The organism is Rouxiella sp. S1S-2, from assembly GCF_009208105.1.
In the GTDB taxonomy this organism is placed as follows: Bacteria; Pseudomonadota; Gammaproteobacteria; order Enterobacterales; family Enterobacteriaceae; genus Rouxiella.
In genome coordinates this window covers 1,685,632-1,706,658 of record NZ_WFKL01000001.1, presented here as the reverse complement: position 1 = coordinate 1,706,658, position 21,027 = coordinate 1,685,632, and the positions used below count along the sequence as shown (strand labels likewise).

The window sequence follows — 21,027 nt, the reverse complement described above, 5'->3', positions numbered from 1 at the left end:
TCTACACTCGAAATTACAAAATGAAATATTTACAGGCGCTTCACTAACGAAATTAATATGAATTCATCAAAATTTAATAAATTTATTAAAGGCAAAAAAAAACCGCACATCAATGACGTACGGTTTTTAAGGTTAATTCAGCAGCATCACATTAGAGGCTGAGCCAACTGAACCAGCGAGATGAGCGGCTGTGGATAGATACCCAGCACCAGTACCAGAATCGCCGAGATAAGTACCACGACACCGCCTGCGGTAAGCGCCCAGTTGGACGGCGTATCGCGTACCAGTCGGTCCGGCGCATTCAGGAACAGGCTCACGGTAACGCGCAAATAATAGTAAAGGCCTATCGCACTGCCCACCACCACGGCACCGGTCAACCACCACAGATGCGCGGTGACGCCGGTTGCAATCACGTAGAACTTGCCGATGAAGCCCAGCGTCATTGGAATACCCGCCAATGACAGCATCATCACCGTCATTACCGCCGAAAGAATCGGCTTGTGCCAGAACAGACCGCGGTAGGAGAACAGTGATTCTGCATCCGGACCGCTGTAAGGACTGGACATCAGGCTAACCACGCCAAAGGCACCCAGGCTGCTGAACAGGTAACCTGCCAGATAAACGCCCACGGTTTCCATCGACAGCTGATGGGTCTGTACGGCAATCAGCGCCACCAGCAGGTAACCCAGATGCGCGATTGAAGAGTAACCCAGCAGACGTTTGATATTGCTTTGGCTGATGGCCATCAGGTTACCGACCAGAATCGAGCAGAAGGCGATAATGCCCAGCACGACGCGGATGGCTTCACTGTTGGCAACCGGTGCATAAAGGAACAAGCGCATGACTACGGCAAAAATCGCAATCTTGCTGGCGGTGGCCAGGAAGGTTGATACCGGTGCAGGCGCGCCCTGATAAACGTCCGGCGTCCACAGGTGGAAAGGCACCAGAGACAGCTTGAAGCCCAGACCCACGATCATCATACCCAAACCTGCCAACAACAACGGTTCGTGCATCACGGCGTCGCTGAGGTTTTTACCCAGCGCCATGAACGACAGGTCGCCGGACTGTGCGTACAGCAGTGCCATACCAAACAGCAGGAACGAAGACGCAGCGGCCGAAAGCAGCATGTATTTGATACTGGCTTCCAGCGAGCGTTTCTGTCGATACGCATAGCCTATTAAGCCAAACAATGGCAGGGAGATCAGTTCAATCCCCAGGAACATTGAGGCAAGGTGATTAGCGCAGGCCAGTAAAATACCGCCCATCGCTGCTATCAGCACCAGCAGATAGAATTCTTCGCGGTTGTCCGGATAGCCCACCAGCCAAGGGTACGCGAACGTACAGGTGGCCAGGCTCGCCAACAGCACCAATGCAATGTAGAACATTGAATAACCGTCGATGCGCAGCAGAGGGGTCACATCCTGTGGCCCCACTTGAGCAACGAAATACAGCGAAATCAGCGCGATGTTCAGGCCAATGACTGTCAGTGTGGCATTAAAGAAATGGTCGCGTCGCCACGCAATGGACAGCATCACCAATACCACCGTCAATCCGACGATCAACAGTGGTAACAGTGCGATCAGATCTTGAGGAGTAAATGTCATGGCGAATTACGGCCTTGTCGTTGAAATTGATGAAACTGATGACCCGTACCAGTGCTGAATATTGCTCATCGCTGCGTGTGAGGTATCGAGGATTGGCTGCGGGTAAACCCCGAGCAGCACCAGCAACACGACCAGCAGCAGGATGATTGAGAGCTCACGCCCCGTCATACCCTGCAAGGGTTGGTCCGACTTAGGCGCGCCGTAGTATGCACGCTGCATCATAACCAGCGAATAAACCGAGGCAAATACCAGGCCGAAGGTCGAAATCACAGTGATCACCGGCACAATTGGGAAGCTGCCGAACAGGATCATGAATTCACCCACAAAGTTACCGGTACCCGGCATACCCAGCGTTGCCACCGCGAAGAACAGCGACAGCGCAGGCAGGTATTTGATGCGCCCCCACAGGCCGCCCATCAGGCGCATGTCACGAGTATGCAGGCGTTCGTAAATCTGACCACAGATAATGAACATACCGGCTGCGGAAAGCCCGTGTGCGATCATCTGGATCACTGCACCTTGGTAGGCAAGCTGGCTGCCGGTGTAAATGGCAATCAGAACAAAGCCCATGTGTGACACGCTGGTGTAAGCAATAAGGCGTTTGATATCAGTCTGTGCGAACGCCATCCAGGCGCCGTAGAAGATACCAATCACACCCAGCCACATCGCGATCGGGGCAAACTCGTGTGAAGCATGTGGGAACAGCGGCAGGCAGAAGCGCAACATGCCGTAGGCCGCGGTTTTCAGCAAGATGCCTGCCAGGTCAACCGAACCCGCGGTAGGTGCCTGGCTATGTGCATCCGGCAACCAACCGTGCAACGGCACGACCGGCATTTTCACCGCGAAGGCAATGAAGAAGCCCAGCATCAGCAGGTACTCAACGTGTTCCGACATTGGCGTTTTCAGCAGTTGCTCATAGCTGAAGGTCCACACGCCAGTCGCGTTGTAGTGCACAAACACCAGTCCCAAAATCGCAATCAACATCACCAGACCACTGGACTGGGTATAGATGAAGAATTTGGTTGCTGCGCTGATGCGCGTTTTACCGTCAGACGCTTTATGACCCCAAAGCGCAATCAGGAAGTACATCGGAACCAGCATCATCTCCCAGAAGAAGAAGAACAGGAACAGGTCGATGGACAGGAACACGCCGATCACGCCGCCGAGGATCCACAGCAGGTTCAGGTGGAAGAACCCCTGATACTTCTGGATTTCGCGCCACGAACAGAGAATAGCCAGCAAACCGAGCAGGCCGGTCAGCACAACCATCAGCAGCGAAAGACCATCAAGAGCCAGATGGAATTCAATGCCAAAGCGCGGGATCCACGGCAGAGAAAACTCTGACTGCCATTGAGGAATACCCACGGGTGCGGTTAATGAATAACCCCCCTGCAACCAGAGTTGCAGGGAAAGTGCCAAAGTCAGCCCCATCGCGATAAGAGCTATCCAGCGCGGTACTTTGCTTCCGAAGCGCTCAGTCTGCCAAGACAGCAGTCCGCCAATAAAGGGGATAAGAATTAGCCAAGGTAATAGCATGGCGTATAGGTCCCTATGTTTTTACTATGTTAAATCGCCAGCAACAGCGCTAAAACGACGACTGCACCCAATCCCATAGACGCGACGTACCAACGCGTCTGTCCGTTTTCACTCAATGTCAGCCCGCGGTTACCCAGACGGGCAAACAGTGCAGGGAAATTCATTAGCGAGTTCAACGGATCGCGCTGCAGGAGTTTCGCGATGGCCAAATAAGGTTTCACGAAAATCATGTCGTACAGCCAGTCAAAGCCCCAGGCATGGAACCACCAGGTCGTGAAGAAGCGTCCCGGTGCGCTTTTTGCGATGCTGTTAACCAGCGTACGCTTGCCGAGATACAACGCTGCGGCCAGTAAAATGCCGACAATAGCCACCACACCTGAAGTAATTTCAAGCGTTAATACCGTACCGTGCGGCAGCTCGGTAGTACCCGGCAGCACGCCCTGCAGTGGCGGAACAATCATCGCGCCAATGAAGGTGGACAGAACCAGCAGCACCAGCAGCGGCAAGTGGTGGGTAATCCCTTTACCGGCATGGGCTTTAATCTTCTCTTCGCCGTGGAAGACGATAAAGATCATGCGGAAGGTATACAGCGAGGTCATAAACGCACCGACCAGTCCGGCAATCAGCAGATTAAGATGACCATTTGCCAGCGCACCGGCCAGAATTTCATCCTTACTGAAGAAGCCGGCAGTGATGATTGGCAAGGCCGACAGCGCCGCACCGCCCACCAGGAAGCAGACATAAACCAGTGGAATCGATTTGCGCAGGCCGCCCATTTTGAAGATGTTCTGCTCGTGGTGGCAGGCAAGGATTACCGAGCCGGAGGAGAGGAACAGCAGCGCCTTGAAGAACGCGTGGGTCATCAGGTGGAAAATGGCAGCGTCCCACGCCTGAACGCCCAGCGCCAGGAACATGTAGCCAATCTGACTCATGGTCGAGTAGGCCAGCACGCGCTTGATATCGGTTTGCACCAGCGCCGCAAAGCCCGCCAGAACCAGCGTCACTGCGCCAATAATGCCGACCAAATGCAGAATCTCAGGCGCCATCAAGAACAGACCGTGGGTACGGGCAATCAGATAGACACCGGCGGTGACCATCGTCGCAGCATGGATCAGAGCAGAAACTGGTGTAGGACCGGCCATCGCATCCGCCAACCAGGTTTGCAGCGGCAACTGTGCCGATTTACCTACGGCGCCGCCCAGTAACATCAGCGTTGCCCAAGTAATGGCGGTATCGCCAACGGCCAGCTTCTGCGGTGCCAGAATCATCAGTTCACGAATGTTGAGCGTGCCCAGTTCGCGATACAAAATGAACAGCGCAAAGGCCAGGAATACGTCGCCCACGCGAGTGACGATAAAGGCTTTCATCGCCGCCGCGCCGTTCTCAGGATTGGTGTAGTAGAAACCAATCAGCAGGTAACTGCACAGCCCTACCCCTTCCCAACCCAGATACAGCAGCAACAGGTTGTCTGCCAATACCAGAATCACCATGCTGGCGATAAACAGGTTGGTATAAGCAAAGAAGCGTGAATAGCCCTCTTCACCGCGCATGTACCATGAAGCAAACATGTGGATGAAGAAACCTACGCCGGTCACCACAGACAGCATGGTCATCGACAGGCCGTCGAGCGTTAGCGTGGCAGAGATGTTGAAATCACCGACCTGCATCCAGTTCCACAGCGTCTGGTTAAACACCTGAACGCCGGTAGCCTTTTGACTAAGGAAATTGATGCCAACGTAAATCGTCACCAAAGCGGCCAGGCCAATCGAGCCTACACCCACGGTAGCTGACGTGTTTTCTGACCAACGCCCGCGAGAAAAGGCTAACAGCAGGAAGCCGATCAGCGGGAACAAAATGGTTAAATATAATAGGTTCATCCGCGCATCTCACTGACAGTGTCGATATTCAGGGTATGACGACGACGATAGAGTTGCAGCAGTAAGGCCAAGCCGATGCTGGCTTCCGCTGCCGCCAGGCTGATAGCCAGTATGTACATCACCTGTCCGTCTGCCTGTCCCCAATAGCTGCCGGCCACAATAAAGGCCAGCGCCGCCGCGTTGATCATCACTTCAAGGCTGATCAACATAAACAACAGGTTACGTCGTACCAGTAACCCGGTCAGTCCCAACACGAACAGGATTGCGGCCAAGATCAGGCCATGCTGTAGAGGGATCATGCTCTCTCCTCCGTTTTTCTTTTTGCCATCTCTTTGACCGGCGCAGCGGATGCGTTGCCGAGCACTTCGCCCGGCTTGTGTTCACGTCCGATGTGGAAGGCCACCACCAAACCGGCCAGCAGCAGCATTGATGCCAGCTCTACCGCCAGTACGTAAGGACCGAACAGCGCAATGCCTACCGCTTTCGCGTCAACCATTGTTCCTTTGATGCCCTGATCGTGCAGGCCGGTGATTGAAGCAATCATCACCACCAGCAGAACCACGGCCAGAATCGAAGGCCCAATCCAGGTCGAAGGTTTCAGCCAGGCGCGCTCTTGTTCCTGCACGCTGCCTAGGTTCAGCATCATCACCACGAACACGAACAGCACCATAATGGCACCGGCGTAGACGATGATTTCCAGCGCTGCGGCGAAGTATGCGCCGAGCGAGAAGAACACGGCGGCGATAGCCAGCAGTGAAATGATCAGGTACAGCAGCGCGTGAACCGGGTTGGTGTGCGTGATTGTTCGCAACGTCGCCAACACGGCCACCAGGGCTGCAGTGTAAAATGCAAATTCCATGCTCGCGGCTCCTTAAGGCATGAGACCTTTGACGTTGATCGGCTTGGCTTCGTTCTCGGCTTCGCCTTTCGCTTTGCCGTCAACTGCCATACCGGCCATCCGGTAAAAGTTATATTCCGGATACTTACCGGGTCCAGAGATCAACAAGTCTTCTTTCTCATACACCAGATCCTGGCGTTTGAACTCACCCAACTCGAAGTCCGGCGTCAGCTGAATTGCCGTCGTTGGGCAGGCTTCTTCACAGAGTCCGCAGAAGATGCAGCGCGAGAAGTTGATACGGAAAAACTCCGGATACCAACGACCGTCTTTCATCTCGGCTTTCTGTAGTGAAATACAGCCTACGGGACAGGCTACCGCGCAAAGGTTACAGGCTACGCAGCGCTCGTCTCCATCAGGATCGCGCGTCAACACAATGCGACCACGGTAACGAGGCGGCAGATATACAGGTTCTTCCGGGTACATCAAGGTTTCGCGTTTGGCGAAGGTATGCATACCTATCAGCCACAAACTGCGAACCTGGGTGCCGAAACCAACCACTAGTTCTTTCAATGTCATGGTTCAATCACCCCTTAAATTAATTTGCGTTGTACAAAATGACGGCCGCGGTGCCCAGCAGATTCAGCAAAGTCAGCGGCAGGCAAATACGCCAGCCAAATGACATCACCTGGTCGTAGCGAGGACGAGGTAAAGCGGCTCGTAGCAAAATGAACATCACCATGAAGAAAGCGGTTTTCAACGCAAACCAGATGAACGGTGGCAAGAATGGCCCCTGCCAGCCCCCGAAGAACAGCGTAACTATCAGTGCAGATACGGTGACGATACCAATGTATTCACCGACGAAGAACAGACCGAACTTCATGCCGGAATATTCGATGTGGTAACCATCGGCCAGCTCCTGCTCTGCTTCTGGCTGGTCAAACGGATGGCGGTGACACACGGCGATACCGGCAATGGCAAAGGTCAGGAAGCCAAAGAACTGCGGAATGATATTCCACATGTGCTCTTGGGCATGCACGATGTCCTGCAGATTAAACGAGCCCGCTTGTGCAACGACCCCCATCAGCGACAGGCCGAGGAACACTTCATAGCTCAGCGTCTGTGCCGAGGCGCGCATTGCGCCCAGCAGGGAGTATTTGTTGTTGCTTGACCAACCGGCAAACAGCACGGCGTAAACCGTTAAACCCGCCATCATCAAGAAGAACAGAATACCGATATTGAGGTTGGCGCCGTACCAGGTCGGTGCAACCGGTACAATCGCAAACGCCATCAGCATCGAGCTAAAAGCAATCATCGGCGCCAGCGTAAAGATGGCGCGGTCAGAGAACTTTGGCGCCCAGTCTTCTTTAAAGAACATTTTGATCATGTCGGCAACCAGCTGCAGCGAGCCGCCCCAGCCGACACGGTTAGGTCCGTATCGGTTCTGGAACAGGCCCAGCAGGCGGCGTTCCGCGAAGCTCATAAAGGCTCCGCAGGTGACGACGACCAACAGGATCACCACCGCTTTAACCACGGCGATAATGGTGTCGATAACTTCTGGTGTAAACCAACTCATCGGGTTGCCTCCCGCAGATTCTCAACCGTTGCGCCGACCAGCACCGGAGAAATTCCCGGCAGGCCCAGCGGCAGGCCAACTTGTCCTTTATGGAGGGTCTCGCTCAGACGAACCGGCAAGGTCAGAGTTTGTCCACCGCAGGTGAATTCAACCTGAGTGCCCTGATTAACGCCAAGTGCAGCGGCATCGGCCGGGTTAACCATCACGTAAGGCTGTGGCATACGCTGTTGGATAACGTTTGAACGCTGAGACATCTCTTCACTACCAAACAGGTGATAGTAAGGGGCAACGCGCCAGTGATTTTCCTGTGCAGCAAAGGCCGCAGGGATTTCACTGAAGTACTCAAGAGTGCCCTCGCCTGCTTCAATCAGACGCACACCCGGATCGCCGTGACGCAGTTTACCGCCCACTTCGGCCTGGAATTTATTCCATGCCTGCGGTGAGTTCCAGCCCGGAGCCCAGGCAAACGGCACCTGTTGACGGTTCGCGTAAGGGCTGTTGTTACCTTCCATCGAGAAGGCAAACATGGTGTCTTTGTCCTGCGGCTGACGCGGTTCGTGCACGTTGATGTTGGCGCGCATGGCGGTACGTCCACTTGAACGAATCGGTGAACGCGCCAGTTTCTGACCACGAATACGGAAAGAAGCATCCGGCGCAGCGTCAATCATACCTTTTAACTGCGGAAGAGCCGCAACGCAGGCCTCAATGACGTGATCCAGCTGAGTCCAGTCAACGTGACGGCTGTTGATGGTGGAATGCAGCGAGTGCATCCAGCGCCAGCTCTCAAGCATCACGATGCTGTTGTCGTAGTACGCCGGGTCATAAACCTGGAAGAAGCGCTGTGCGCGGCCTTCCTGATTGACCAACGTACCGTCGCTTTCAGCGAAACTTGCGGCCGGAAGGATAAGGCTGGCCTTGTCCATAATGCGGGTGCGCTGGTGGTCAACGATCAGCAGGTTTTGAACCTTCGAAAGCGCCTCGTCAACGACAGATTCAGGTGCCTGACGATACAGGTCGTTTTCCATGACGATAGCGCTGTCTGCGCCGCCGCTGGAAAGCAGGCCAAGCGCGTCGTCGAGGTTGCCGCCGCCAATCATCGACAGACCGATGCTGTTGGCAGAAGAGGCCACGAAGGTGATGCCGACGTCAAGACCGCGCGCTTTCAGGGCTTTCGCCACGTTGGCTGCGGCAGAGATAATCGCGTCGCTGCCGGCGTTAGTGCCGGTAATGATCAGCGGTTTTCTTGCGCCAGTTAATGCCTGCGCAATCATGTCGACTTTCTTGTTGAGGCTTTCGTCGATGTCAGTGACCGCCGGTGCCGCGTCGTCAATAGCGTGGGCAATGGCGAAACCGAAACGTGCCTGCTCGTCAACCGGTGCGCGGTAGTTCAGAGCCGCGATATCATCGAGACGGGTATTATCAACGTTGGTCACAAACAGAGGATGCTTGGCGTGCTGTCCGATGGTCTGGATAGCGGCAATCTGCCAGTCGGCAACGCGCTGGGCCGCCGCCATGGCGCGGGCTTTACCCTTGACCGCCTGACGAACCGCCAACGCAATGCGTGCGCCAGTTTGCGTGAGATCTTCACCCAGAATCAGCACGGCGTCATAGGACTCAATGTCGTGCAGAGCCGGCGTGTGAACCCCGCTGTTTTTCAGGATGTTCAGCATCAGCGCCAGACGATTTTGCTCCGCCGCGTTGATACCGGTATAGAAGTTTTCAGCACCGACCAATTCCCGCAGCGCAAAGTTGCTTTCGAGGCTGGCGCGCGGAGAGCCGATACCGATAGTTTTGCTCGACTGACGAAGAATGTCCGCCGCGCCCTGCATCGCCTGCTCGGCGTTGAGCGCAATCCAGTCACTGCCGCGCTGCTGCATCGGTTTGGATGGACGGTCTTTGGCGTTGACGTAGCCGTAGCCAAAACGTCCGCGGTCGCACAAGAAGTAGCGGTTCACGGTGCCGTTATAGCGGTTTTCGATGCGACGCAGTTCACCGTAGCGCTCACCCGGGCTGGTATTACAACCGACGCTGCACTGTTGGCAAACGCTGGGTGCAAACTGCATGTCCCATTTACGGTTGTAACGCTCTGAGTGTGTTTTGTCGGTGAACACGCCGGTCGGGCAAACTTCTACCAGGTTACCGGAGAATTCGCTTTCCAGCGGACCGTCTTCCGGGCGCCCAAAGTAGACGTTGTCGTGCGCGCCATAAACGCCAAGATCGGTACCGTCAGCATAGTCTTTGTAGTAACGCACGCAGCGATAACAGGCGATACAGCGGTTCATCTCGTGAGAAATGAACGGGCCGAGATCCTGATTATGATGCGTACGTTTGGAGAAACGATAGCGACGCGTGGCGTGGCCGGTCATGACTGTCATATCTTGCAGGTGACAGTTACCGCCCTCCTCACACACCGGGCAGTCGTGCGGGTGGTTAGTCATCAACCATTCCACGACGCTTTCCCGGAACTGTTTGGCTTCTCCGTCATCGATGGAAATAAAGGTTCCATCAGACGCAGGCGTCATACATGACATAACCAAACGGCCGCGCGTATCTTCTGCGTTTTGGTATTGCTTAACCGCACATTGGCGGCAAGCGCCGACGCTTCCCAGCGCCGGATGCCAGCAAAAATAAGGAATATCGAGGCCAAGAGAGAGGCAAGCCTGAAGTAGGTTGTCCGCTCCGTTTACATCGTATTCTTTGCCGTCTACATGAATCGTAGCCATAGTCAGCATGCTTCCACAAGGCCCACCTTTCGGCAGGCGTTAATCAAAAATTCTGGCCGGGTTGCCCGCGTTTCTCGGGCATCGTTTTTAGCGGCTTACCAACGCGCTTTCAGCAGGTTATTTGGCTGTATGCCGCCAATTGCCCGCGCATTGTTGTAATGTTGCTTGGCGATGCCTGCTTCAAATTCTTCCCGGAAATATTTAATCGCACTCTGCAATGGCTCCACGGCACCCGGCGCGTGTGCGCAGAATGTTTTACCCGGGCCAAGCTGGCGGCAAAGCTGCTCGAGAGTTTCAATGTCTCCCGGCTGGCCTTCACCGCGCTCCAGCGCGCGCAGGATCTTGACGCTCCACGGCAAACCGTCACGGCATGGCGTACACCAGCCGCAGGACTCGCGCGAGAAGAACTCTTCAAGATTGCGCACCAACGGAACCATGCCAATTTCATGATCGACGGCCATCGCCAGCGCGGTACCCAAACGGCTTCCGGCTTTACCAATGCTGGCAAATTCCATCGGCAGGTCGAGATGCTGATCGGTCAGGAAATCGGTCCCTGCCCCACCCGGCTGCCAGGCTTTAAACTTCAGACCGTCGCGCATGCCGCCGGCGTACTCTTCAAGAATTTCGCGTGCGGTGGTGCCAAACGGTAGCTCCCACACGCCCGGATTTTTAACGCGACCAGAGAAGCCCATCATCTTGGTGCCGGTGTCTTCACTGGTTGAAATGCCTTTGTACCACTCGACGCCGTTGGCCAAAATCGCCGGGACGTTAGACAGCGTTTCGACGTTGTTCACGCAGGTCGGCTTGCCCCATGCACCTACAGACGCCGGGAATGGCGGCTTGGAGCGCGGGTTGGCGCGGCGGCCTTCCAGCGAGTTAATCAGCGCCGTCTCTTCACCGCAGATATAGCGTCCCGCGCCGGTGTGAACAATCAGTTCGAAATCAAATCCGGTACCGAGAATATTTTTGCCAATCAAACCGGCTGCTCGGGCCTCTTCGATGGCGCGACGCAGGTTTACGGCGGCTTCGATGTATTCACCGCGCAGGAAGATGTAGCCGCGGTAGGCTTTCAGTGCGAAGGCGCTGATCAACATGCCTTCAACCAGCTGGTGAGGCATCTGCTCCATCAACAGGCGGTCTTTATAGGTGCCCGGCTCCATTTCATCAGCGTTACACAGCAGGTAACGGATGTTCATGGATTCGTCTTTCGGCATCAGGCTCCACTTCAAACCAGTAGAGAAACCTGCGCCGCCACGCCCCTTCAGACCGGAGTCTTTTACCAATGCGACAATTTCGTCCTGCGACAAAGTTTTAAGCGCTTTCTCTGCACCGGCATAGCCGTTTTTACTGCGGTATTCGTCAATCCAGACCGGCTGCTGGTCTTCACGCATGCGCCATGTCAGCGGATGCATTTCCGGCGTACGGATAATTTCTCTTGGCGTGTAACCGTAGACATTCATGAGTAACGCTCCAGTAACTGACCGATTTCTTCTGGTTTCAGGTAGCTGTGCGTGTCTTCATCGATCATCATGGTCGGGCTTTTATCACAGTTGCCCAGACAGCAGGTTGGCAGCAAAGTGAAGCGTCCGTCCGGCGTAGTTTCACCCGGTTTAATATTCAGCTTCTCTTCAATCGCGGCCTGAATGCCCTGATAGCCGGTGATGTGGCACACAACGCTGTCGCAATAGCGAATCACGTGACGCCCAACCTGCTGGCGGAAGATTTGGCTATAAAACGTCGCCACACCTTCTACGTCGCTGGCCGGAATAGCCAGAATTTCCGCGATGGCATAAATAGCCCCATCAGGCACCCAGCCACGCTCTTTCTGCACAATTTTCAGTGCTTCAATCGAGACCGCGCGGGCATCTTCATAGTGATGTTTTTCGTGTTCAATCGCGTCACGTTCAGTCGCGCTCAGCTCAAACTTCTGCTTGTTCTGCGCCGCGTCAAAGGCCGCAGGTGCAGACACGTTGATATACTGAAGCTCTGAGTCTTTATTAAGATCTGTCATCGTTAGCGGTCCACATCTGACATTACAAAATCAATACTGCCCAGATAGACGATAAGGTCTGATACCAGGCTGCCACGGATAACTGACGGGATCTGCTGCAGGTGCGGGAAGCTTGGCGTACGCACGCGGGTGCGATAGCTCATGGTGCTGCCATCGCTCGTCAGGTAGTAGCTGTTGATCCCTTTCGTTGCCTCGATCATCTGGAACGATTCGTTGGCAGGCATTACCGGCCCCCACGAAACCTGCAGGAAGTGAGTGATCAGGGTTTCGATATGCTGCAACGTGCGTTCTTTCGGCGGCGGCGTCGTCAGTGGATGATCGGCTTTAAACGGACCTTCAGGCATGTGATCCAGGCACTGCTGCAGAATGCGCAGACTCTGGCGCATCTCTTCCATTTTCAGCATCACGCGCGAATACGAGTCGCTCACGCCATCGCCGACCGGCACTTCAAAATCGAAGTTTTCATAGCCGGAGTAAGGACGCCATTTACGCACATCAAACGCGACGCCAGTGGCGCGCAGACCCGCACCGGTGGTGCCCCAAGCCAATGCATCTTCTGCATTGTAGGCGGCAACGCCTTTGGAACGCGCAACCAGAATGCTGTTTTTCAGCGCCGTTTTCATATAGGAATCAAGACGTTTCGGCATCCACTCCAGGAAGTCGCGCAGCAGACGTTCCCAGCCTTTTGGCAGGTCATGCGCCACGCCGCCAATGCGGAACCACGCCGGGTGCATACGAAAACCAGTGATTGCCTCAACCACGTCATAAATTTTCTGACGGTCGGTGAAGGCAAAGAACACCGGGGTCATTGCGCCGACGTCTTGAATAAAGGTCGAGATGTAGAGCAAGTGGCTGTTGATACGGAACAGCTCGGAAAGCATGACGCGGATGGTGTTAACGCGATCGCCAACGGTGATACCAGCCAGCTTTTCAACCGCCAATACGTAAGGCATTTCGTTAACACAGCCGCCGAGGTATTCGATACGGTCGGTGTAAGGAATGTAGCTGTGCCATGACTGGCGCTCGCCCATTTTTTCGGCACCGCGGTGGTGGTAACCGATGTCCGGAACGCAATCGACAATCTCTTCGCCGTCAAGCTGCATCACAATGCGGAAAGCACCGTGCGCAGACGGGTGGTTAGGGCCGAGGTTCAAGAACATAAAATCTTCGTTTTCGGTACCGCGCTTCATACCCCAGTCTTCGGGTTTGAAGGTCAGCGCTTCCATTTCGAGATCTTCTTTCTGTTTGGTCAGTTCGAACGGGTCAAACTCGGTCGCACGCGCCGGATAATCTTTACGCAGCGGGTGCCCTTCCCAAGTCTTAGGCATCATGATGCGCGTCAGATGGGGGTGGCCGTCGAAGGTAATACCGAACATTTCCCAGGTTTCGCGCTCATACCAGTTGGCATTCGGGTATACCTTGGTCAGCGTTGGCAAATGCAGGTCGTTTTCAGCCAGCGCCACTTTAAGCATAATGTCGCTGTTGCGCTCAATAGAAAGCAGGTGATAGAAAACGGAAAAATCCGCGGCAGGTAAACCGTCGCGGTGGTTACGTAAACGCTCATCAACGCCGTGCAGGTCATAAAGCATGACGTAAGGCTTAGGCTGTTTGCGTAAAAAGGTAATAACTTCCAGTATCTGCTCGCGTTTTACCCACACCACCGGGATACCGGTACGGGTCGGCTGAACAGAAAAGGCCTCTGGCCCAAAACGGTTACGCAGCTCGCCAATAACGGGATCATCAAGATGATCGCGCGTCTGCCATGCTGGCTGAGCGAGGTCTTGCGTCGTTAAATCTGTCATATTTTCTCACCACACTAAATGTGTCATGGTTGCCTAAGGGGAGTACACCTGGCTGTAACCGTCATTTTTAAATAATAATTTCCTGACGGCGTTGCCCCTCAGGTTTGACGAACAGTGTTAAACCTCGTCAGGTGTCCGCAAATTCGTCACGGCGATACGCTCGGCGCGTTTGCGCTCTTTTTCAGACTGCATATTGGCGCGATAAACACCTTGGTCACCGACTACCCAGGAGAGAGGACGGCGTTCTTTTCCAATCGACTCCTGCAGCAGAAGCAGTGCCTGCATGTAAGCTTCAGGGCGCGGAGGGCAGCCAGGAATATAAACGTCGACCGGCAAGAACTTATCAACGCCCTGCACTACGGAATAGATGTCGTACATGCCGCCCGAGTTGGCACAGGCGCCCATGGAGATAACCCATTTAGGTTCAAGCATCTGGTCATAAAGACGCTGAATAACCGGCGCCATTTTGGTAAAGCAGGTACCGGCAACCACCATAAAGTCGGCCTGACGCGGTGAGGCACGGATAACTTCCGAACCAAATCGCGCAACGTCATGCACCGCGGTAAACGAGGTCGTCATTTCCACATAGCAGCATGAAAGACCAAAGTTAAATGGCCAAAGCGAGTTTTTACGACCCCAGTTCACCACGTCATGCAACGCGTGTTCGAGTTTCCCCATATACACGCTTTGATTAACTTCCTGCTCAAGAGGATCGGCAACCGTCTCTTGTTTCTGCAGGGGGTAACGGTCGTTCTCACCGTTCGGGTCTAAGCGCGTGAGCGTATAGTCCATCTTGATGCCTCACTTTATTGTTGGCGATTGCCATGCGGGTGATTGCTGGTCTTAATGACTGGGCTCGGAATAACCGGACTGGCTTTAACAGGACCTTTTGAACGAGTTGGAGTCCAGTCAAGCGCACCGATGCGAACCAGATAAAACAGGCCGGCTAAAAGTACAAATATGAAAATCGCTGCTTCTACAAAGCCGGTCCACCCGCTTTCACGAATCGAGGTTGACCATGCATAGAGATACAGGGCTTCCACATCGAAAATGACGAAGAACATCGCGACTAAATAGAATTTTGCCGACAGGCGCATGTGTGTCGAGCCAACGGGTGCGATACCCGACTCGAACGGGGTTTCTGTGTGGCGTCCGCGAACTTTCCCTCCCAGGAAAGCTGCGCCGAGCAACATCAGGCAACACAGGCCGACTGCGATAATAAGAAAAACTGCGAGCGCCCAGTTATGAGCGGTGACATCTGTGGCTGTTGACATACTCTATGCATACTCATCAAAAGTGGCATCTTGCATTTGCTCTTGCCCGGCAACTTGCCTGCCACATCGATTCAAGGGAAGGATTAATAACCACCAGTCTTCACGGGACCTTTGAGACCAAAATCGCCGGTTTTAGCAGCAACCTTATAGACTCTAGGGTTTTAAAAGCGATTATCCAGTGAATTACTGTGGGCTTTTTACCCTTTTCTATAACCTTTTGTCAACTTTGACAAAAGTATATCCACGTTAATTTACATCTTTAGCATTTTATTAACACAACATGCGATAGTTGGTAGCTAAATCGAGTCAGTCAAAAGAGTAAAAAAAAGGATGTAACTTATCTGGAGTCAAAGATTTAGCAACCTACCCCTACTATTGTCGCAGGATTACCCCATTCTTCCACTCACAAAACAGGGTTATTTGTTGATCCAGGACACGTTTTTGGCAAGATTGCTAAAAAATAAGACAATTTTTGAATGAATTTTGTTTAATTATTTAAAATAAAAATGCATTTCATAAAAAATTTAAGGAAGGGAATGCGGAAACTGGTCAGAAAGAAAAGAACTCATTTAGGAGCGTGATAGTTTACTTACCTGACGATGTGAAGGCGGTTTTAAGGAGCATAAAACGCTGAAAATAGCAGTTTCGTGAAGAAAATCTTATGAGTTGTTTATTAATTCACCTTTTAACTTTTGCCCTTCCCTACCTCCTAAGTCGTCATCGAGTTTAGGGGAGGACAAAAGCCTTCAAGGCTCAGGATTTAGGTGCTTCTACAAACTCGTCGTCAGTGCCGGCACGTTGAGCATAATTGTTAAGGGAATAAGGATCGCTGCCCTGCTCCACGGCATTGAAAATTGCCATGGCGAGGTCGTTATCGCAGTGCTGGTTTTTGTACAATACATATTGGGTGTCAGGCAACCTCGGTAGACCATCCTGCTCGCCCAGCACGCGCAGCTCCGGACTCATCATTTCAATAGGCCTGACGGTAACGCCCAAACCGGCACGAACGGCGGCACGGATAGCAGAGAGCGTAGAGGCAACGTAAGCAACGCGCCACGGGATGCCCGCTTTATTGAGATGTTCGATTGCCATAGCGCGATAAGGACTCGGTTCGTCCAAAAGCACCAAGGGCACGCTGTCGCCTGACGGATAAGCGAAATCGGCGGAGCAGTACCACAAGGTCGGAGACGTGCGTAACACAATGTGGGGATGATCCTTGGTAGTAATGGTAGTAATTGCCAAGTCTACCTCATCGCTCTCCAACATCGGTAACATAAACGGACTACGTTTTACCCGTACATCGATGGCCAGTTTCGGGTAAATAGAGGTCACGCGACTCAGCAGGTACGGTAAAATAGTGTCTGCAGTGTCGTCGGAAGCCCCAATAATGACACTGCCCTGTACGTCGCTGTACATTAAGGAAGTGCAGGCTTCGTCGTTGAAGCGCAATATTTTTCGAGCATAGCCAAGCAACTGAATACCGTGTTCAGTCAATAACTTATTGCGTCCATGCCTGGCGAACAGCTCTTTACCTACAAGTTGTTCGAGACGTTGCATCTGCTGGCTTACTGCTGATTGTGTACGACAAACTGCAGCGGCGGCAGCGGCGAAAGTATTTAAATCAGCAACGGCTACAAAGGTCCTTAGCAGGTCAAGATCTAGATTAAGAATTGGACGATTTGCATTTGTCATAGTTTTTCTTCACTTTTAAAATCTAATAACAAGCTACCCTGGATAGTGCGGAAAACTTCCCGCAAAATGCAGAATACCAGATCTGAAAGGCACTCACTCATTAGATAATGATGAAATGAGAAATATTTATGCCCATTAGGTAATTTTCAAATGATTATCATTAACCCACTTTTTCAAATAAGTATTAAATTCAAAGAAATATAATTCCATACTGACAAAGCATGACAAATACAATCATTACAATAGGCGCACACTGACAGCAGGCCTTGCGCTTACTCTGGACGCGAAAGCAGGCGCAGCAAAGCGCTAGCAATTTTCAATATAAAAAACCGTCGAGATTAAATGGCTAATAATCTATTTATTGGACGCCATTTCAACAGATTGTTTTTCGCGAAATGTTATATACATTTCGTGCGTTAAGATTAATCCTAATGAAAATTGCACCGCTGTAAAATCGACAAAAGTACCAATAATGACTCTTAATTAAATTATTCTTCGCGGGCTAATCATCAGATTAACTTAACTAATTACTGAGGTTATCGTTTCACGTTACTGATAAATTGACAAAGCGATGAGTTGACCTATTCAGATCGTTTATACACTATTAAAAATGACAAAAAATCATCCCCCCTTCACTTTAAGATAAAGCCTTAGTCCAAAAATATTGCTAGCATCATCATAATTTTTAAGTCAATACGAGGGTCAAAAAATTATCCTCATGAATAAGTTGAATTAAAGGTTATATAGCCATGAACATAACGCCAAGCGGCTTACACGGCCAATCAAACAAATACACCATGATAATTAGAATATTTGGAATTTTATTTTGCTTTACAGAAAAAAACAGGTGATTAGTGTTACAAGCTGTACCATGACTGCAGTTTTACCCCAAAGCCCGCTTTAGCCCTTCAAAATCCCGCGTCTTGAGAGTAAATTGACGGCTTCGCCATGTTCTACGGCACCTCTTACCCAGGGAAGAGCAAGCTTTCCGCAAAAGGTTCACAACTGACTATGTCACCCATTGAAAAATCCCACAAACTGGATAACGTTTGCTACGACATCCGCGGACCCGTGCTTAAAGAAGCTAAGCGTCTGGAAGAAGAAGGCAATAAAGTTCTTAAACTGAATATTGGTAACCCTGCCCCTTTCGGTTTCGATGCACCCGATGAAATTTTAGTCGACGTCATCCGCAACTTGCCGACGGCGCAGGGATATTGTGATTCCAAGGGACTTTTCTCGGCGCGCAAGGCCATCATGCAGCACTATCAGGCCCGCGACATGCGTGACATGACGGTTGAAGATGTTTATATCGGCAACGGCGTTTCTGAACTGATCGTACAGTCAATGCAGGCATTGCTTAACACTGGCGATGAAATGCTAGTTCCTGCGCCTGACTATCCTTTATGGACGGCGGCAGTTTCGCTTTCGGGCGGTAATGCCGTGCACTACCTTTGCGATGAAGGCGCCGACTGGTTCCCGGATCTTGACGACATCCGCGCAAAAATCACTTCACGCACTCGTGGCATTGTTATCATTAACCCGAACAATCCTACCGGCGCGGTTTACAGCAAAGAACTGCTGATGGAGATTGTTGAGTTAGCGCGCGAGCACAACCTGATTATCTTCTCTGACGAAATTTACGACAAAATTCTTTACGATGAGGCCCAGCATATTTCGATCGCCACGCTGGCGCCCGATTTGCTCACTGTGACCTTTAATGGCCTGTCCAAAACTTACCGCGTTGCCGGCTTCCGTCAGGGCTGGATGGTGCTTAATGGTCCGAAAAAACATGCCAAAGGCTATATCGAAGGGTTAGAAATGCTCGCCTCGATGCGTTTGTGTGCCAACGTACCGATGCAGCACGCCATTCAGACGGCATTGGGTGGCTATCAGAGCATCAGTGAGTTCATTCAACCCGGCGGACGTTTATATGAGCAACGTAATGCTGCCTGGGAAATGATCAACCAGATCCCTGGTGTATCCTGCGTGAAGCCGAAGGGCGCGCTGTATATGTTCCCAAAAATCGATGCCAAGCGTTTCAATATTCACGACGATCAGAAATTGGTGCTCGATCTCCTGCTACAGCAAAAAGTTTTGCTGGTGCAAGGCACGGCGTTCAACTGGCCTTATCCTGACCACGTGCGCATCGTGACGCTGCCACGCGTTGATGAGCTGCAGATGGCGGTCGGTAAGCTTGGACGTTTCCTGGAAACTTATCGCCAATAAATCCCCTGCATCTTTCAGGCATTCTGCCTTGAAAGCGTATCGCGTTATGCCACAATGGGACTCTGTTTATTTATCGACGTTTAGATAGTAAGAGAGTCCTATGAGCCAGAGTCATTTTTTCGCCCATCTTTCCCGCCTTAAACTCATTGGTCGCTGGCCTCTCATGCGTAATGTGCGCACGGAAAACGTGTCGGAACACAGTTTGCAGGTTGCCTTTGTCGCCCATGCTTTAGCGCTGATCAAAAACCGTAAATTTAACGGTGAGCTTAACGCCGAGCGCGTAGCCCTGCTGGCCATGTATCATGACGCCAGTGAAGTGCTGACCGGTGACATGCCCACGCCAATTAAGTATTACAATCCTCAAATCGCACACGAATACAAAAAGATAGAGAAAATTGCCCAGCAAAAATTGATTGAAATGCTGCCTGAGGAGTTTCAGGAAGACTATCGCTCGTTGATTGATGAGCATCATTTTAGCGAAGAAGAGAAGAAAACGGTCAAACAGGCCGACGCACTCTGTGCTTATCTAAAATGCCTTGAGGAACTTTCGGCGGGCAATACAGAGTTCACGATGGCAAAAGTACGACTGGAAAGAACGCTGTCAGATAGGCAAAGTCCGGAAATGGATTATTTCATGGCCGTGTTTATTCCCAGCTTTAGCCTTTCACTGGATGAGATAAGCCAGGATTCCCCTCTTTAACCTGTCGGCGAGGGTGGTGTTATCGCCCACCCTCGCCCTTGTGCAACACCAAATCAGGCATTGATAATTTGTGAGATTTCCACCGCGCTCAAATGATACTGTCGAGGACACTCCTGCCAGGTGGTCAGCATGCGCTGATACTTCTCCCACATTTTAGTCTGTGAGTTAAAACCGTGGGTACCCGCGTCAAAATGCGTATATCGTCCCTCGGTGTTAACCATAAAACGTACATAACTCAGGTAGCGAGACTCGGTGGCGGCGTCGAATCCAAGAAACTCGATGCGCCGAGGATCAACGCCGTTGGTATCGGCAAGGTTGGAGAAGGAAACTTGCAGCGCGTGGTGCATTTCCATGATGTTAATGATGGTGCGGCAGGTCTCTTCGGTCAGCATGCCAAAGTCTCTGTCGAGCTCGCGCATCTGCAGGCCAAAGCCACGCTCGACGATGGTTTGTAACCGCCGATAGCGTTCTATGTTATCGGGGTCGAGCATAGTCATCATTTTATACTGATTGGATAAAATCAGACGCTGTGCGTGAGTCATTTCCATCATGGTATTCCTCAAAAGGTCATATTGAGGAAAGCATGACACAGAGCTAACTTTGGCGAAATATTAAGCTGACCGTTCTTTGATCTGAACCTATGATTGGGCGAAATTCTTTAGTTAAAGGTCATCGAGAAAAGTTTTATCCAGCTGCTTGAAGGCGCGTTTCAGGACTTCAGCCAAAGACTGATAAGTCGGTGCGCCTTCAATAGGCGCGAGTGCCAGTCCCGCTTCCACCAGCTTGTGGCGCACTTCGTGGAACCAACCCAGCAAGGTGGGTGGCAAAGGCGTAATTGACCGGCGTCCTAACCACCACAGCCCCTGCATAGGCAGGCTGCAAGCGAAAATAGACGTCGCAACTGCCGGGCCTAGCTGCCCACCCAGTGCAATTTGCCAGGCCAGCGTGAAGACGGCCAGCGGCGGCATAAAGCGCACGCCAAAACGCGTGGCGGTAGCTATACGATTTTCAGGAAACACCGGAGCGAGGCGCTTGTCAGACGGCCAGGTCTTCATATAGTGCTGCCCGCGCTGGAAAACTTGAAACCAACCGACGGAACCCGATGGCTTGCTCGACATGGTGCACCTCAACGTCTAAATTTAAAAAAAAGTTGCAAGACTAAAAATATATT

The 21,027-nt window shown here is 52.1% G+C and carries 18 protein-coding genes; 2 read left to right on the top strand and 16 right to left on the bottom strand.

Annotation, left to right across the window (positions count from 1 at the left end; all coding sequences use genetic code 11):
* Positions 1-146 precede the first annotated feature (146 nt).
* The 14 genes from nuoN to lrhA all read right to left on the bottom strand — a co-directional run bounded on the left by nuoN (position 147) and on the right by lrhA (position 16,930).
* Positions 147-1,604 carry an NADH-quinone oxidoreductase subunit NuoN gene (nuoN, locus tag GA565_RS07905; RefSeq protein WP_152198020.1) on the bottom strand — a complete coding sequence of 486 codons (1,458 nt, stop codon included), beginning with the start codon at positions 1,602-1,604 and terminating at the stop codon, positions 147-149.
* 6 nt (positions 1,605-1,610) lie between these two features.
* Complete coding sequence (gene nuoM / locus GA565_RS07900) at positions 1,611-3,140, bottom strand: NADH-quinone oxidoreductase subunit M (RefSeq protein WP_152198019.1); 1,530 nt, start codon at positions 3,138-3,140, stop codon at positions 1,611-1,613.
* Between the two features lie 29 nt (positions 3,141-3,169).
* The gene (gene nuoL / locus GA565_RS07895) at positions 3,170-5,017 is read right to left on the bottom strand and encodes an NADH-quinone oxidoreductase subunit L (protein ID WP_152198018.1); all 1,848 of its coding nucleotides are present in this window, start codon (positions 5,015-5,017) and stop codon (positions 3,170-3,172) included.
* Positions 5,014-5,316, bottom strand: a complete 303-nt coding sequence (nuoK, locus tag GA565_RS07890; RefSeq protein WP_004936014.1) for an NADH-quinone oxidoreductase subunit NuoK — start codon at positions 5,314-5,316, stop codon at positions 5,014-5,016. Before nuoK ends, nuoL begins: the two co-directional genes overlap by 4 nt.
* Positions 5,313-5,876 (bottom strand): NADH-quinone oxidoreductase subunit J, encoded by a 564-nt coding sequence (gene nuoJ / locus GA565_RS07885; RefSeq protein WP_055779147.1) that lies wholly within the window; start codon positions 5,874-5,876, stop codon positions 5,313-5,315. The genes nuoK and nuoJ overlap by 4 nt, the downstream gene beginning before the upstream one ends.
* Before the next feature lie 12 nt (positions 5,877-5,888).
* Positions 5,889-6,431 (bottom strand): NADH-quinone oxidoreductase subunit NuoI, encoded by a 543-nt coding sequence (nuoI, locus tag GA565_RS07880; RefSeq protein WP_055779151.1) that lies wholly within the window; start codon positions 6,429-6,431, stop codon positions 5,889-5,891.
* 19 nt (positions 6,432-6,450) lie between these two features.
* Positions 6,451-7,428, bottom strand: a complete 978-nt coding sequence (gene nuoH, locus GA565_RS07875) for an NADH-quinone oxidoreductase subunit NuoH (RefSeq protein WP_055779154.1) — start codon at positions 7,426-7,428, stop codon at positions 6,451-6,453.
* On the bottom strand, positions 7,425-10,151 hold the full coding sequence (gene nuoG / locus GA565_RS07870; protein ID WP_152198017.1) for an NADH-quinone oxidoreductase subunit NuoG: 2,727 nt from the start codon (positions 10,149-10,151) through the stop codon (positions 7,425-7,427). The genes nuoH and nuoG overlap by 4 nt, the downstream gene beginning before the upstream one ends.
* 95 nt (positions 10,152-10,246) lie before the next feature.
* Positions 10,247-11,611: an NADH-quinone oxidoreductase subunit NuoF gene (gene nuoF / locus GA565_RS07865; protein ID WP_152198016.1), complete on the bottom strand. Its 1,365-nt coding sequence runs from the start codon at positions 11,609-11,611 to the stop codon at positions 10,247-10,249.
* A complete protein-coding gene (gene nuoE / locus GA565_RS07860; RefSeq protein WP_055779162.1) occupies positions 11,608-12,162 on the bottom strand; it encodes an NADH-quinone oxidoreductase subunit NuoE in 555 nt (184 codons plus the stop codon). Before nuoE ends, nuoF begins: the two co-directional genes overlap by 4 nt.
* Before the next feature lie 2 nt (positions 12,163-12,164).
* A complete protein-coding gene (nuoC, locus tag GA565_RS07855; RefSeq protein WP_055779165.1) occupies positions 12,165-13,964 on the bottom strand; it encodes an NADH-quinone oxidoreductase subunit C/D in 1,800 nt (599 codons plus the stop codon).
* Between the two features lie 117 nt (positions 13,965-14,081).
* The gene (locus tag GA565_RS07850) at positions 14,082-14,756 is read right to left on the bottom strand and encodes an NADH-quinone oxidoreductase subunit B family protein (protein WP_152198015.1); all 675 of its coding nucleotides are present in this window, start codon (positions 14,754-14,756) and stop codon (positions 14,082-14,084) included.
* Between the two features lie 14 nt (positions 14,757-14,770).
* Entirely contained in the window at positions 14,771-15,238 is a 468-nt protein-coding gene (locus tag GA565_RS07845; RefSeq protein ID WP_152198014.1) for an NADH-quinone oxidoreductase subunit A, read from the bottom strand.
* Positions 15,239-15,991: 753 nt separating this feature from the next.
* Positions 15,992-16,930, bottom strand: a complete 939-nt coding sequence (gene lrhA / locus GA565_RS07840) for a transcriptional regulator LrhA (RefSeq protein WP_152198013.1) — start codon at positions 16,928-16,930, stop codon at positions 15,992-15,994.
* Between the two features lie 1,011 nt (positions 16,931-17,941).
* On the opposite strand from lrhA, the gene GA565_RS07835 reads away from it, so the two are divergent.
* Together GA565_RS07835 and yfbR are read left to right on the top strand one after the other, a co-directional pair.
* Entirely contained in the window at positions 17,942-19,156 is a 1,215-nt protein-coding gene (locus tag GA565_RS07835) for a pyridoxal phosphate-dependent aminotransferase (RefSeq protein ID WP_152198012.1), read from the top strand.
* 100 nt (positions 19,157-19,256) lie between these two features.
* Positions 19,257-19,856 (top strand): 5'-deoxynucleotidase, encoded by a 600-nt coding sequence (gene yfbR, locus GA565_RS07830; protein ID WP_152198011.1) that lies wholly within the window; start codon positions 19,257-19,259, stop codon positions 19,854-19,856.
* Between the two features lie 53 nt (positions 19,857-19,909).
* On the opposite strand, the gene GA565_RS07825 is transcribed toward yfbR, so the two are convergent.
* Both GA565_RS07825 and yfbV read right to left on the bottom strand, forming a co-directional pair.
* Positions 19,910-20,404, bottom strand: a complete 495-nt coding sequence (locus tag GA565_RS07825; RefSeq protein WP_152201364.1) for a YfbU family protein — start codon at positions 20,402-20,404, stop codon at positions 19,910-19,912.
* Positions 20,405-20,518: 114 nt separating this feature from the next.
* The gene (gene yfbV / locus GA565_RS07820; protein ID WP_055779190.1) at positions 20,519-20,974 is read right to left on the bottom strand and encodes a terminus macrodomain insulation protein YfbV; all 456 of its coding nucleotides are present in this window, start codon (positions 20,972-20,974) and stop codon (positions 20,519-20,521) included.
* Positions 20,975-21,027 lie beyond the last annotated feature (53 nt).

Excerpts from the sequence above, each read along its gene's own strand:
- nuoN (WP_152198020.1), bottom strand. The coding sequence starts at position 1,604 with ATGACATTTACTCCTCAAGATCTGATCGCACTGTTACCACTGTTGATC.
- nuoM (WP_152198019.1), bottom strand. The coding sequence starts at position 3,140 with ATGCTATTACCTTGGCTAATTCTTATCCCCTTTATTGGCGGACTGCTG.
- nuoL (WP_152198018.1), bottom strand. The coding sequence starts at position 5,017 with ATGAACCTATTATATTTAACCATTTTGTTCCCGCTGATCGGCTTCCTG.
- nuoK (WP_004936014.1), bottom strand. The coding sequence starts at position 5,316 with ATGATCCCTCTACAGCATGGCCTGATCTTGGCCGCAATCCTGTTCGTG.
- nuoJ (WP_055779147.1), bottom strand. The coding sequence starts at position 5,876 with ATGGAATTTGCATTTTACACTGCAGCCCTGGTGGCCGTGTTGGCGACG.
- nuoI (WP_055779151.1), bottom strand. The coding sequence starts at position 6,431 with ATGACATTGAAAGAACTAGTGGTTGGTTTCGGCACCCAGGTTCGCAGT.
- nuoH (WP_055779154.1), bottom strand. The coding sequence starts at position 7,428 with ATGAGTTGGTTTACACCAGAAGTTATCGACACCATTATCGCCGTGGTT.
- nuoG (WP_152198017.1), bottom strand. The coding sequence starts at position 10,151 with ATGGCTACGATTCATGTAGACGGCAAAGAATACGATGTAAACGGAGCG.
- nuoF (WP_152198016.1), bottom strand. The coding sequence starts at position 11,611 with ATGAATGTCTACGGTTACACGCCAAGAGAAATTATCCGTACGCCGGAA.
- nuoE (WP_055779162.1), bottom strand. The coding sequence starts at position 12,162 with ATGACAGATCTTAATAAAGACTCAGAGCTTCAGTATATCAACGTGTCT.
- nuoC (WP_055779165.1), bottom strand. The coding sequence starts at position 13,964 with ATGACAGATTTAACGACGCAAGACCTCGCTCAGCCAGCATGGCAGACG.
- GA565_RS07850 (WP_152198015.1), bottom strand. The coding sequence starts at position 14,756 with ATGGACTATACGCTCACGCGCTTAGACCCGAACGGTGAGAACGACCGT.
- GA565_RS07845 (WP_152198014.1), bottom strand. The coding sequence starts at position 15,238 with ATGTCAACAGCCACAGATGTCACCGCTCATAACTGGGCGCTCGCAGTT.
- lrhA (WP_152198013.1), bottom strand. The coding sequence starts at position 16,930 with ATGACAAATGCAAATCGTCCAATTCTTAATCTAGATCTTGACCTGCTA.
- GA565_RS07835 (WP_152198012.1), top strand. The coding sequence starts at position 17,942 with ATGTCACCCATTGAAAAATCCCACAAACTGGATAACGTTTGCTACGAC.
- yfbR (WP_152198011.1), top strand. The coding sequence starts at position 19,257 with ATGAGCCAGAGTCATTTTTTCGCCCATCTTTCCCGCCTTAAACTCATT.
- GA565_RS07825 (WP_152201364.1), bottom strand. The coding sequence starts at position 20,404 with ATGGAAATGACTCACGCACAGCGTCTGATTTTATCCAATCAGTATAAA.
- yfbV (WP_055779190.1), bottom strand. The coding sequence starts at position 20,974 with ATGTCGAGCAAGCCATCGGGTTCCGTCGGTTGGTTTCAAGTTTTCCAG.